Source organism: Pontibacter toksunensis (assembly GCF_042686245.1).
In the GTDB taxonomy this organism is placed as follows: domain Bacteria; phylum Bacteroidota; class Bacteroidia; order Cytophagales; family Hymenobacteraceae; genus Pontibacter; species Pontibacter toksunensis.
In genome coordinates this window covers 1-13,048 of the sequence record NZ_JBHUOX010000002.1, presented here as the reverse complement: position 1 = coordinate 13,048, position 13,048 = coordinate 1, and the positions used below count along the sequence as shown (strand labels likewise).

General features: G+C 43.3%; 10 protein-coding genes. 9 read left to right on the top strand and 1 reads right to left on the bottom strand.

Annotation, left to right across the window (positions count from 1 at the left end; all coding sequences use genetic code 11):
* The first annotated feature begins 365 nt into the window (after window positions 1-365).
* The 8 genes from ACFS7Z_RS03005 (at window position 366) to ACFS7Z_RS02970 (ending at window position 10,237) form a co-directional block, all read left to right on the top strand.
* Window positions 366-1,829 (top strand): serine hydrolase domain-containing protein, encoded by a 1,464-nt coding sequence (locus ACFS7Z_RS03005; protein ID WP_377480695.1) that lies wholly within the window; start codon window positions 366-368, stop codon window positions 1,827-1,829.
* Between the two features lie 188 nt (window positions 1,830-2,017).
* Window positions 2,018-3,538 (top strand): sensor histidine kinase, encoded by a 1,521-nt coding sequence (locus tag ACFS7Z_RS03000; RefSeq protein WP_377480692.1) that lies wholly within the window; start codon window positions 2,018-2,020, stop codon window positions 3,536-3,538.
* Between the two features lie 678 nt (window positions 3,539-4,216).
* Entirely contained in the window at window positions 4,217-4,564 is a 348-nt protein-coding gene (locus ACFS7Z_RS02995; RefSeq protein ID WP_377480689.1) for a hypothetical protein, read from the top strand.
* A gap of 203 nt (window positions 4,565-4,767) precedes the next feature.
* Complete coding sequence (locus ACFS7Z_RS02990) at window positions 4,768-5,175, top strand: hypothetical protein (protein WP_377480686.1); 408 nt, start codon at window positions 4,768-4,770, stop codon at window positions 5,173-5,175.
* Window positions 5,176-5,325: 150 nt separating this feature from the next.
* Window positions 5,326-5,772, top strand: coding sequence for a hypothetical protein (locus ACFS7Z_RS02985; RefSeq protein ID WP_377480683.1), 447 nt, complete (start codon window positions 5,326-5,328; stop codon window positions 5,770-5,772).
* A gap of 318 nt (window positions 5,773-6,090) precedes the next feature.
* A complete protein-coding gene (locus tag ACFS7Z_RS02980) occupies window positions 6,091-8,772 on the top strand; it encodes an outer membrane beta-barrel protein (protein WP_377480680.1) in 2,682 nt (893 codons plus the stop codon).
* Window positions 8,773-9,256: 484 nt separating this feature from the next.
* Entirely contained in the window at window positions 9,257-9,625 is a 369-nt protein-coding gene (locus ACFS7Z_RS02975) for a hypothetical protein (protein ID WP_377480677.1), read from the top strand.
* 435 nt (window positions 9,626-10,060) lie between these two features.
* Window positions 10,061-10,237: a hypothetical protein gene (locus tag ACFS7Z_RS02970; protein WP_377480674.1), complete on the top strand. Its 177-nt coding sequence runs from the start codon at window positions 10,061-10,063 to the stop codon at window positions 10,235-10,237.
* A 347-nt stretch (window positions 10,238-10,584) separates the two neighbouring features.
* Here the strand turns inward: ACFS7Z_RS02970 and ACFS7Z_RS02965 are convergent, their stop codons facing one another.
* Window positions 10,585-10,926 carry a hypothetical protein gene (locus ACFS7Z_RS02965; RefSeq protein WP_377480671.1) on the bottom strand — a complete coding sequence of 114 codons (342 nt, stop codon included), beginning with the start codon at window positions 10,924-10,926 and terminating at the stop codon, window positions 10,585-10,587.
* Window positions 10,927-11,365: 439 nt separating this feature from the next.
* On the opposite strand from ACFS7Z_RS02965, the gene ACFS7Z_RS02960 reads away from it, so the two are divergent.
* Window positions 11,366-12,154 carry an SDR family NAD(P)-dependent oxidoreductase gene (locus tag ACFS7Z_RS02960; RefSeq protein ID WP_377480668.1) on the top strand — a complete coding sequence of 263 codons (789 nt, stop codon included), beginning with the start codon at window positions 11,366-11,368 and terminating at the stop codon, window positions 12,152-12,154.
* The last annotated feature ends 894 nt before the right edge of the window (window positions 12,155-13,048 follow it).

The following is a 13,048-nucleotide window of genomic DNA, read 5'->3' as shown; positions in this document are numbered from 1 at the left end:
TCACTGATCTGTCGTTACAACAGCTTAGGCAAGGTTGGTTGTTGCATTTCCCGGTATTACCACTGTTGCCTCTTTTCCGTCTCTCCTGGGTAAGAGTAAAGAAAGCTTTCTACGTTGAAATGTGTCAATTCTATGGCAGCCCTGGTATCTCCTTTATAGTTCCGCCAACTCACTCCTGCTTTCTCCTGCTGATTTAAGTTCCTGGTGCCTCTGTAGCATTGGCAGATCTAAACTGCTCCAGTAAACAAAATAGAACCCGGCGGCCACTTCGTCACATCTTTCTCCAGCTTTATCACATTTAGTTGATGCCATCCTGAAGGCTCCTTAATCTTGCTCATAAACTAATCTGTATCACCAGACCTGTTATGAGACATATGCTATTTACTTCTCCAAACCCCTGCGGTAGTTTTCTTTTCACAGCCTGTATACTCCTGTTATCGGGTTGCACGCCAAAAGAGCAGGCCTACAAGAGTGCTGCAGTGCCAGCAGAAAGCAGCCCGGTTCCGGATGAGGCAATTCCTGTGAGCCTGCTAGAATCCATTGCAGACTCCATGGCCAACAACTACATAACAGCAGGCGATGTGCCCGGCATGACAGTGGCCATTGCCCGGGAAGGGAAAGTCATCTTCTCCCGGAGCTACGGCAAAGCAGATGTGGAAATGGATGTGGCTGCTGGTCCTGAGACAGTTTATAATATTGCTTCAGTAACAAAGCAGTTTACGGCTGCTGCTATTATGCGGCTGGTTGAAGCAGAAAAGATTTCACTGGATGATCCGCTCACGAAGTACCTGCCGGATTACCCCACACAGGGGCACCACGTGACCCTGCGGCATCTCCTGACGCACACATCAGGCATCAGGGACTATACGCTCCGAAACGAGGCCATGCCCAACTGGTTTGCCCTCGATCTCTCTTACAAGGACATGATTGTACTATGGGGCAACAGGCCATTTGACTTCAAGCCAGGTGAGGGCTACGACTACTGCAACATGGGATATTACCTGTTGGGCCAGGTAATCGAAAAGGTTACGGGTACTCCATGGGCAGATTATGCAGAACCCCAACTGCTTCAGCCACTCGGGCTGAGACACATCTTCTTTAACGATCTAAAGCGTGTAATACCCAACAGAGCAGAAGGATACCTGCATGAGGGGGAGAAGCTCATCAACGTGCCGTACCGCAACTTACGCGTGTTCAGTGCAGGTGGTGGATTATGTTCGACAGTCGGCGACCTCATCCGCTGGACTTACCTACTGCACAACGGACAGGTAGTTTCACCGGAGTCTTTGCGCCAGATGACTACGCCAACAGTACTTGCCAGCGGAGACACAGTAGGCTATGGCTATGGCCTTTATATAAATGAAACTGGCGGTCACCGTAAGATCTACCATGGCGGGACGTTCGGCTTCGGCGCCTACCTGTCTCATTATCCGGAAGACGGCCTGACGATTGGCATCCTGTCTAATTCCTCAAAGGGGAGGGAAAGGGCTGAGCAGCTGGAAACAGCGCTTGCAAGGGCAGCACTGAACGTAGTAGTACAGGACCTGCCGGTAAGCAATGAGGAGATTGTCCGCTACGAGGGTGTTTATACCTATCAGTCGACCCCAACAAAAATGCGGGAGCTACGGGTATTCAGTGAGGATGGGCAGTTGAAGGCGCAATTTGGAAACGGCCGTGCGTTGCGGCTTCGCTCCCAGGGCAACCACTACTTTATCCCGGAAAAGGTGGATGACATGCGCATTGCATTCAATGTAGAGAACGGACGCGCGGAAAGCCTTCAGATCCATGAGGGCAGGTGGGAGGTAACACCTGCAAAACGAAAGCTGTAACTCTGCTACTGTTTTATACCTTATTATTTTCAATTAAGCTGTAGCCTTTGTAAGTGGAGTTAAAAGAAATGGAACCAGTTACAGGCCTTGTTTCCCCTATTTTGCTTCAAACGCCTGTTACGTCACAAATACCTTTGGTTTCATCACATTTTTTATTCTTCCTCACAGCTATAAATTATCATTGTTGCATGAAAGATTTTACAGTGAATAATATTATCGTCAACCCCTTCTCCCTGAAAAAGATAGAGTTTTGGGCTGCTACTACCATTTTTGTGTTTGCTGTGTTTTTTCTCAGCACAGACCTTCATAGCCCAACAGAATATTATTTCGAACAGGCAAGAATCCCTTTTAATTACTATGAGGATTATTTCTTTCCGCAGCTCATCAAGTACATCCTTCTGTATGGTGCCTTTCTGTTGTTCAACTTTAAGGTTCTCCCGACGCTAATCCAGAAGAGATTATTGTTTCTGAACTTCTTTTCTATCGTGCTTACCTTTGTCACTATAGGAGTGATTTTTGGAATAGCAGACACCTATGAGAAGAACTACCTCTTTAACAGGTACAACAATGAGCAGGAAACTTATAACCTGATATTCCGGAATAGCTTCCGTTATTCGCTTTGGTTGATACTCATGTTCGGGTTTTACTCCGTTACAAAATACTTTGGGCTGTACCTTCTTTCTAATTCCGAAGCAATTCAATCTAAATACAGGATACTGACAAGAGACGGACTTGCCGCATTTGTTCTGTGGATGGTAAGTATGTTCTTGTTGATGATCATGGGTGCAGATGGTGAAGTGATAGTTGGTTGGGGAATATTGATTCCTTGTGCTATACTTTTATACTGCTACTCATTTTATGCGCTCATCCCGAAGGCCTTAACCCGTAAGAATCCTTTCAGGGCCTATCTCCTCAGCTGCATTATTGTTGTCGTACCTTCCATGGTACCGGTATGGCTGGTGGGGCTGTTCCTGACACAGCAGGAGGAAACAGCGTTGGCAATAGGTTTCATGAATGTTCCCTTTCAGTTGCTCCTGACGGTGCCTCTGTCGTGGGTGCTTTTTAAACGCCAGATGCAGGGTAATGAGGAACTGTTTGTTCTTAAAAAGGAGCTGGGGCGTTCTGCTGCTAACCTTGATTTCCTTCGCTCTCAGATTAACCCGCACTTTCTCTTTAACGCTTTAAACACGCTGTACGGCACAGCCCTGCAGGAGAACAGTGAACGTACAGCACAGGGAATACAGATGCTGGGCGACATGATGCGCTTTATGCTGCACGAAAACCACCAGAGCAAAATACTGCTGTCCCGGGAAATAGAGTATATGCGCAACTACATCGATTTGCAGTCGCTGCGAACCGCTAACTCACCCGGTATAACCATTCAAACTAAAATTGAGGATGTGCTGGCACAGAAGTTTATTGCGCCCATGCTGCTGATTCCGTTTGTGGAAAATGCCTTCAAACATGGCATCAGCCTGAAGCATAAGTCCTGGATCAGAATCACGTTACACTGTGAACAGGACAAGCTTTTTTTTGATGTCTACAACAGCACGCATGCGAAGCAGGAAAGTGATCCGGAGAAAGATAAATCTGGTGTTGGTTTGTCGAATGTAAAGCAACGTTTAGCCCTGCTCTATCCGGGCAAGCATGATTTGGTGATAAGAGAAACGGCTGAAGAATACTTCGTGCACCTGACACTGAATTTGTAGGCCGAATAAAGAAGGAAAAAGAAAAAGCACTGCAAACATAAGACAGTGCTTTTTCTTTTTCCTTCAGTAAGTGATCTTACCATAAAGCTAAGTTTTAGGCTGCCTGCTGAAATCAAAGCACCAACTCCTGCTGCATTCACATCTTCTGAACTTACTGATTGAGCTGCTATCCAACCGGGGGGTTTCAGAGGCCTCAGGTGACCTACCTGCTGCGTAGTAACCGTATTTGCCTGCTCGAGGACCTGCAACATGACTTGTTGGTTACCCTCGGATGTTATCACCGGGTCATCATCAGACGCAAGGACTGTAACTGGTATCTTGAGTGACTATATTTTTGAGCGATAGAATGGTCTATGCCCCATAAACCACCACTTCCAGGTAGTGTCGTCAAGAATGGGGTGCGTTTCTACTGCAAGAATCAGGAATACTCAGCAGCAGGGGTCGGAGGGGAGGCAAATACCTTAGGTTAGCGGTAAGGTCATTTTTCTTCCAGCAGATGATAGGTTGAGGCGTTCTTCTACAGAGTGTGGAGAAACCTACCCAGATAGCTTCCTTCTTTCTACACAACTTTGCTATTCCTGATCACTAGTTAAACTACTGATAATCAGTTATATATGTTGAAATATCTAGTTTGGCACAGTTCTGATAAGATAGATTGCAGAACTTAAACATACGATTATGAAAAAAGTAACCTTTCTAGCAGCAGCTATCGCATTAATTGGATTATCTTCAATGGATGCTAACGCCCAAACAACTCCTCAGCAGGAGCAGACGCAGGCTGCGCAGCCGACGCAGGATGAGAAAAAAGAGAAAGTAACACAGGAGCAACTACCAGCGCCAGTTCAGGAAGCATTAAAGAGCGATACTTACAAAGACTGGACAGTAGGAGACATTTACCTGATTAAGCCTGCAGCAGAAGATACAGAAGGTGTTGTAGTGTACGAAGTAACTATGACGAATGCACAGGGTCAGGCAGGTGTTGTAAGAATGAATGAAAAGGGCGGAGACGCTTCAAAAAAAGAGTAGTCATTGATTAGAGCCAAAGCGAAGAAGCCCCCGTCCTGCGGGGGCTTTTTTTGTTTCGGTCAGAATGCTCTTCAAGTGCCATGATGAAATATCCTGCTGTTTTCTACAGCTTCAGTGTATATTTTCTTTACTATTGTGTTTTGTATATATATCCCTTTGCGGTACAGGTTCGTGTATATTTGTATAACTTTTCCATTACAGCTATGCCCTTTGAGACAAAATACGAGTCGGCCTTTTACAAGATAGAGGTAGACAAAGATATCCGGCTGCTGCAGGCGCGGTGGCTGAGGCCTGTAACTGCGGAGGAATTGGAGATTGGCGGGACTAAACTCTTCGAAATACTTCTTGAAACGCAGGCTGAGAAAGTTGTAGCCAACGCACAACTTTTAGGTGCGCTCAGTCCTGAGGCAAAGGAATGGTTATCGAGCAGGTTTTTCGAACTACTCTCTCAAACGCAGTTGAAAATGCTGGCCAGAGTGCTGCCCGAAAACATGTTCCATCGGATATCGCTGGAGTCAGTTGTGACCAGAGCGGAGGCTTTAGGTGTCACTAATTTCCAGGTAAAGAATTTTTCTCTACAGGAAGAGGCTCTTGAGTGGCTTGGGCATTAGAACCGATTAGCCTCCTCTTTTGGTAAAGTCCAACACATGTTTGATTTGTACTATTTAGGGTGAATAAGCTTTGAATTAGTATAGGAGGTAGAGGTGTATCATTTTTTGGCTATCGGGCGTACAAGCCGTATTACCTAAACCTGAGAAACCATGAAAATAATATCTAGTTTATATACACTCGTTATGGGGCTTTCATTGGGAGCATTTATGTTTTCCTGTGACCAGCAAGCCGCAAACGAAACAGACGCGGAGGCATCCGAAATACAGGCTGAGGCACATGAAGGTACACACGAGGCTGCCCGTGAAATGCATGAAGCCACAACGGAAGCAGAAGGTGAAGTAAATGAGTTTTCTGCTTGGGTAGAGCAGAACTCCTCAAGAACTGAAACAACCACAGAAGCGGAATGGCAGGAGCTAGAAGGGGAGTATAAGCGCCGCGAAGCTGAACTTGATGCCAAGAGCAGCACCTGGGACGACAAGACGAAGCAGGAGTGGAGAGAAGTTAAAAGCGACTGGAAAAGAACAGAAGACAAAGTGCAGGAACGTCTGAAAAACTTAGGTGATGTTGACGTGGACGTTAATGTAAAGAAGCAGTAAGTAATAATTTTTAATTTTGATAAGGCTGTTGTTGCACTTGTGCAGCAACAGCCTTATTTGTTTAGAAAGAAGTAAAGACAACCAATAGCCTTGATACATAAATAAAGAGGGTGAGTCCCTTTCTAGAAATGCTGCTTAACGTTTCTTTGGGGAGTGTTAAAATTTTCGATGCAAAGATACCGATTACTACAAGGCTGTAGTAATCGGTATAAGAACTTCGTATACACAAAAGCTTGCTTGAGAAAATTAGCAGAGACTCGTATGTGTTGAGCAGGAGCAGTTAGCTCCTGGCCAATGTTGATAAATTGATAAAGGTGGATGAGGAAGTTTCTTTTATTTATTTTACTGCTGGTTACGAGTAATGTAGCTTTTCCGCAACTGCACTTCATTAAGGGTAGGGTAGTGGAGAAAGAAGCCGGAGCCCTGCCTTCTGCCTCTGTTTTTCTGCTGCAATCCACTGACTCAGCAGTCGTGCATTATACCACTACCAACACAGAAGGGCATTTTCTCCTTGAAAATATCAGGAAAGGCAACTACATCTTTAAGGTGTCTTTTCTAGGCTATTCCCCTTTTTATTCAAACCTCACCATGCCTCCTTCTACCTCTGATACACTAAACCTGGGCACCATTGCGCTCAAGCCCGTGGCAAGTCAGCTACAAGAAGTAGAGGTAACAGGTATAAAGGCACCAGTTATTGTAAAGCAGGACACTGTGGAATATAATGCCGGCTCGTACACCACTCGCCCCAATGCCAATGTAGAACAATTGCTGAAAAAGCTACCTGGGTTAGATGTGCAAAGCGACGGCAACATTAGCGTGCAGGGCGAACGTGTAACACGGATTTTTGTGGATGGAAAAGAATTCTTTGGAGCAGATTTGAAGACTGCTACAAAGAATTTACCCGCTGATGCCATTGAAAATGTGCAGGTAATTGATGAACAATCGCAGGAAGCCAGATTTTCAGGTATAGATGATGGGCGCCGGCAGAAGGTGATTAACCTGACCTTGAAGGAAGACCGGCGAAATAATGGTTTCGGAAAAGCAACGGCAGGTGTTGGCACAAGCAAGCGCTATATGGCGCAGGGTAACTATAATCGCCTTGATGAGAGGAATATGTTATCCCTGTTTGCCACGAGTAATAACATAAACAATATAGATCTTTCTTCGGGTGGTTCAGGTTCTAACGCTGCCCAGACGGGAGCGAGCGCCTCAAGAAGCCCTGGCCAGAATGGCCTGGTGAATGCACACTCGGGCGGAGCAAATGTGTTCAGGCAGCTTACACCTAAAACCAGCCTAACAGGAGCTTATTTCTTCAACCACACAGATGCCACGATTCAAAGCAACCTGATAAGGCAGAACTTTTTACCGGAAGGTACTGCCTTGTATTATGAGGATAGCCGGAACGAGAACAGGAATAGCCTCCACAATGCCACGGCAGGTGTAGAGCACAAAGATTCTATCAACACTGTGAGGTTAAACGGCTCCTTTGGTTATTCGGGCGCGCGTAGTGCCAGCAGCAGCAGCAGACAGTCCTTCTCAGTAGCAGATTCGCTTGTATATGAGGGGGAGAGGACGGCTTTCACAAGAAATAAAAGCTTTAACCTGGATACTGATTTGTTCTATGGGCACCGTTTCGGTAAAAGTGGTAGACTTTTTACCGTTACAAATCAGTTTTCAGCTTATCAGGACGATGTCCGAGGACAGGCATTTTCCTTTACCAGGTTCACGGAGGGTGATGAAGAGGCAGTACGGCAGCGGAATGAGCAGGAAAATAAGGATTTAAGCTATAGCCTGAAAGGAACTTATACGGAACCATTGGGGAAAAAACAATATCTGCAGGCGACTTACGATGTCTCTAACCGCGCCTCTAAAGCTAACCTGGAGGTATATGACCTGGTAGGCGATACCAGCTTGTTTGCTGCAGACCAAAGCAGTCGGTTCAGTTCTTCTTATCTGTATCAGCGCATTGGAGTTGATTACCGCCTCAACCAGCCCAAATATAATTTGTCTGTTGGAGTAAGGGTACAACAATCAGATCTTGCTAGAAAGATGGAGGCTCCTGATGATGATTTAACGCGCACTTTCAGGAATGTATTACCGCACATCAACTATAACAGGAGGTTTAGCCGAAGTACGCGGTTAGGCTTTGATTACACTACCTCTGTCAGAGAACCTTCTATCAGCCAGCTTCAGCCTGTGGTATCGCGGTATGACCCGCTACACCTTTATATTGGTAACCCCGATCTGCGGCCAGAGTACACACACCAGGCTAAACTTCAGTTTAATACCTCGGATGCCACGTCGGGTATCTTCTTAACAAGCTCCCTGAATCTTAACTACACAACAAACCCGATTACGGCTGCTGTTACGATAGACGAAAGGCAAGTGCGCACCACGCAGTATGCGAATGTGAGGCAGAGCAATTCTTTAGCGGCATATGTTAATGTGGGGCTTCCGGTCAGGAGATACAACAGCCGTTTTAACGTAAGCCCTTACCTGCGCCAGGGGGAGAGCGTTAATCTTCTGAATGGTGTGGAGGGTACAATAACCCAAAGGTCAGTTGGTGCCAATATAGGATATGCCTACACTTATAAAGAATTTGTAGACGTTAATATCCGCGCTTTTTTAACACGGACAAGCTCAGAATATGTACTGAACCAGCAGAGGAACCAGGTTTTTGTAAATGCTGCTTATGTTGCAGATGCTACAATAAATTTTCTTAAAAGTTTCTATTTCACCGCCGATTTTACCTACAGTAAGTTCAGAAACAGGCAAGCCAACTTCAATCAGGGAATTCCTACCTTAAATCTCTCTTTATCGAAGTTAGTATTGAAGGATAACAGAGGAGAGGTGAGACTTTCCGGGCTCAATATGCTTAACCGTAACATAGGAGCAACTCAGTTCGCCACACAAAATTACATTGAGCAATCGGTTCAGAATGCTTTAGGTAATTTTTACATGCTCAGTTTTACATACAATTTTGGTAGTTCATTGAACTAGAGTATTTTTGTACTTTATAATTATTATTCTATTAAATTGGATTTGTACATTTCTTGCACGAATTGTCAGCTATCTTTTCATGCGTGTTTTTTAAGTTCATAGAAATGTTATATAAATATTGAGCCTGTTGTTTATAATCTTCCTATTGTATGTAAAAAATTTTATTTTACTAATGTGAAAGGGATTTTATAAGGTTGATTTTTGATAAATTTTAATGTTTCTTAAAGATAGGTTTGTAACTTTTCATATTTAGGCTATATGTTTATCAATTCCTATATAGTCATGGTAATAAATAATAAAATTTTAATTTTTACAGATTTGTAAATAGTTGAAATACGGTGATTTTAGGGCTTTATCCTGTAATTAGAATACCTTGATAGCTAAATATAATTGTATTTAATTAAGTTTTGGTTTTGCAACTATAGAAATTTTTAGCCGTTAAAGGTACAATAACACATTTATCACACACTTAAATAACAAACTTATGAAAAATTTAAAAGTTCTATTCGCAATGATGGCTGTGGCCATGCTTACTTTCTTCTCTGCTAATGATGCAAAGGCACAGACAACTACTGTAGGTACACTCCTTACAGGTTTGCTCAATGTGAATGTTTCAGATATTGAGGTTAATATTGGTGATATAACCGTTCAAGATTTAGTAGATGTTGAAAATGTTCTTAACAATAACAATATACAGTTTTTAAATCGCTCGATAAACAATAACTCAATTCTGAGTGACATACAGATTGATTTGACTAATGCATTTAGAGAGGCCAATTTGATTAGTGGTAATCAAATTGTTGTTGGTGTATTGAGTGGCGGACAGTTTGTAATTCAGACCCTACCTTTGTAATTCAGAAACTACCATTATCAACCAGTTTAAGCTGAAGCATACCTTTAAAAGTGAAACTAAAGCTTAAAGTTAGAAGTTACTGATTACAATTAAGAAGCCCTACGGTTATTTATCGCAGGGCTTCTTTTTGTGGGCTTCTGTACTAACTTAAATGTATGTTATAGCTAACTTGTTTTGTAAATTCGGAGTGAACGGGAAGAGGAGTTAATTTAGCATAGTGTACACTATAACAGTGGCATCAAATTTCTGTAAAAGTAAAGTAGTTCTCCTCTGCTATATGATGCATCCAAGGAGCAGCGAAGTCACGCATTCAGAAGTAGCATAATAAACTGCTGGTAATGTAATCTCATAAACTACTTAAGATTATTTAACATAAAATTAATTCCCCAGCTATAAGGCTTGTTTATTGTAAATTAGTATCACTAGAGCAGAAAGATGACAAAGGAAGAATTTAATAGCAAGTTCAAGGAGACCTTGGATACTATTCTGTTAGCCATGGCTGAGAACTCAGAAATTAATCCGGAGAAGTTCTATAGCATGACTTGTGTGCTGGAGAACCTGAGCTTTTTTAGCCCTATATTATATGGTGCCATCAAAAATAAAAAGGAGTAACATCTACAAGAGATAGGTATAATCCGTACCAGCGGAGTACGGGCACACAACAGGTATAACAGATTATTCTCCAACAGCAAATCTTAACCTACGCTATACCGCTCATTAAATTTCCTTGCTCCCTTGTTCACATCTACCCGTAATTTTTATGTAGTTATAATTTTGCTGTCTTCTCGGAAGAGGTAATGAGTAGAGCATCCTGAAATCCTTTGACACATTTTCTTCTATCAGCTTTACTAAGTTTAACTACTCTCTTTCCTCACCGCCTGCACAAACAGTAATTGCTCTATGATGCAAATTTCTGATAGCAGCTTCAAATTAATAAGGAGTAGAGGCTTACTTTTCTTTTAGGCTTGAATCGGTAACTGCACTTGCCCCAGCGCATCAATTATCTTTTCTGCCTTGTCTTCGCTGTAAGTCTTGCGGATGTATTCTTCGTTTATAGTAAAGCTTGGCGCCGCCGGGTCTCCGTCTGCTTTATATTCTTTGCCCTCTGTCAAACTGCCGTTTTTGCTACCAGATTCAATATCCAGATCTGCAACCAGAGCGTTGGCGCGATGCCGGAAAGCAGTTCGAATGAGCGCATCAACATTCTCTCCATCCGCTTCCTTTTTAATAACCTGCGGGTCGAGGTCATTTACTTTGCATATCTGGTCAAATATTGCCGCTTCAGTTTCTTTATTGTCCATAGTTTTAATCTTTTTATACTGACTTAAACGACTAACGCATCACAAGGTCACGTTAGTAAGCAAAAATGGGCAAGTAGACTGGGATGGAATTCTCCTTTCGAACGCTTAATTGCTTGAATCATTGAGCAGTATTGAAGCATAAAAATTTGCAGCAGGATAGAGAAAGATTTGTGAAGGATTTCAGCAGAATATGACTTAATACATTAACTGACCTGCTATATGATCGGTAAAAGTTTTACCACCCTCTGGTGTACCTTCATTTTATTATAGATTAGATTGATGTGGTGTAAGACCCGTCATAGCTAAAGAAGTATAAAGTGAAGCTGTTACTGTTCATTCACCTGCTTAACCATCTGCAAGCTTGTTATTCTATACAATATAGGTGGAACTCTTGTTTCAAGGTGCCGTTGAAAATAAAGATTAACTAAAATAGAAACGAATGAACCTTAAAGATAAGAAAGTACTCATTTCCGGTGGTAGCGCTGGTATAGGGAAGTCCATTATTCAAGAATTAGTAAGACATGGCGTGCAGGATATAGCCGTGATAGGTAGAAGAAAAGAAGCGTTAGATGCGCTGAAGTCGGAGTTTTCATCTGTTAACATTCTCACCATACAGGGAAATGTTTCTGAAGTTCAGGACCTGGAGCGAGCAATTACTACCATAACTGAGGTATGGGGCGAGTTGGATATACTGATAAACAATGCAGGTGTCGTAAGTGCCGGTTTACTTACAGAACAAAGTGATGAAGACATCATCAACCAGATAAACATCAATCTTACTGGACTGATTCTGCTGACAAAAAAAGCACTCAACCTTTTAATGAAGAGCAGGGAAGGAGCTATTATGAATATTTCCTCCGGCTACGGCTATATAGCGATGCCGTTCTACAGCGTATATGCCGCCACCAAAGCTGCTGTTGGGCAGTTCTCAGATGCTATGAGAAGAGAACTGCACCAGTACCCGCTCCATGTAATGACGGTTTATCCCTCCGCTACAGACACAGATATGATGAAAACTGCTGTTGTTGGAGAAATGGATACTCCTGAGGATGTAGCACATATGTCTGTTGAAGGATTAGTGAACGAGGAAATAAATGTCATCTTGGGAGGTAAAGAAAGAGAGGAACAGATAAAAATGAATTTCCTTGAGCCAAAGAAAATAGATGAATTTGCCAAAGCTCATTTTGATGCCCTGAAGGAAAGGACTAAAAGTCACCGGTCAATGTAGAATTCATGCGCTTTGTTATGAAAGCACAAATATGCCAGTCTCTGTATTACAATCGGGGACCGGCATTACATGTTAAAGAGCAAGTAATACACCTCTTATTCACTATCGCTTATTCAGTTGCTGGGAGAGTTGAAAGGATGTTGGAAGAGCCAAAGAATGATGAGAAAAACCTTCGAATCACAGGAACTCCCGGTGTTCCCCCGGTTGTTATAACTTAGTGTCTGAGACGCAGGCTTAGGTAGAGCAGAACCTGATTTAAGATTTTGTCACACACCTGGAACTTCCGGCTCCCTGGCTGCTATTACTCCCCGGCGATCAGTTTTGAAGAGCGGGTAGAACAGCAAAAAGCAGCGCTCAACACCTCTTTAAAATTGGTCCCAGCCACTCCCCACGCTAAACAATAAGGGCCTCGTGCAGGCCCAGAGGAGGCAGCTAAAGTTCTTTCAATTTTTTCCCCCGCAGTATCAGTTACTTGCACAGCGAAGGTCTCTTTTTAGGCGCTTTTCTTTGCCCGGGTGCTTGCGTTGCGGGGAAAGTTTGCTACTTTTGCATCCCGCTTCACAAGGAAAGGGGGAGAGGGGCTGGTAACACAGCCTCCACGTCATGAAAAGCGGCAGGGGGAAAGAGAAAAAAACTTTACCTCCAGCCTTGCGGAAAGGGAAAGGTTTCTTACCTTTGCAACCCGCTTCACAGGGAAGCAGAGGGCAACGGATAGGGAAGAGAGGCAGAAAAAAAACTTCTTCTTTTTCATTGCAGGTTAAGAAAAGCTTCTTACCTTTGCATCCGCTTCCAGAACAAAAGGTTCTAAGAGATTGAAAACACCGGCACAGGCTGTGCCGCAGGCGAGGAGAGTAGCTCCTCGACACGTTCTTTGAGAGATTGGTTGAGACAGAA

Excerpts from the sequence above, each read along its gene's own strand:
- ACFS7Z_RS03005 (WP_377480695.1), top strand. The coding sequence starts at position 366 with ATGAGACATATGCTATTTACTTCTCCAAACCCCTGCGGTAGTTTTCTT.
- ACFS7Z_RS02985 (WP_377480683.1), top strand. The coding sequence starts at position 5,326 with ATGAAAATAATATCTAGTTTATATACACTCGTTATGGGGCTTTCATTG.
- ACFS7Z_RS02965 (WP_377480671.1), bottom strand. The coding sequence starts at position 10,926 with ATGGACAATAAAGAAACTGAAGCGGCAATATTTGACCAGATATGCAAA.
- ACFS7Z_RS02980 (WP_377480680.1), top strand. The coding sequence starts at position 6,091 with ATGAGGAAGTTTCTTTTATTTATTTTACTGCTGGTTACGAGTAATGTA.
- ACFS7Z_RS02975 (WP_377480677.1), top strand. The coding sequence starts at position 9,257 with ATGAAAAATTTAAAAGTTCTATTCGCAATGATGGCTGTGGCCATGCTT.
- ACFS7Z_RS02995 (WP_377480689.1), top strand. The coding sequence starts at position 4,217 with ATGAAAAAAGTAACCTTTCTAGCAGCAGCTATCGCATTAATTGGATTA.
- ACFS7Z_RS02970 (WP_377480674.1), top strand. The coding sequence starts at position 10,061 with ATGACAAAGGAAGAATTTAATAGCAAGTTCAAGGAGACCTTGGATACT.
- ACFS7Z_RS02960 (WP_377480668.1), top strand. The coding sequence starts at position 11,366 with ATGAACCTTAAAGATAAGAAAGTACTCATTTCCGGTGGTAGCGCTGGT.
- ACFS7Z_RS02990 (WP_377480686.1), top strand. The coding sequence starts at position 4,768 with ATGCCCTTTGAGACAAAATACGAGTCGGCCTTTTACAAGATAGAGGTA.
- ACFS7Z_RS03000 (WP_377480692.1), top strand. The coding sequence starts at position 2,018 with ATGAAAGATTTTACAGTGAATAATATTATCGTCAACCCCTTCTCCCTG.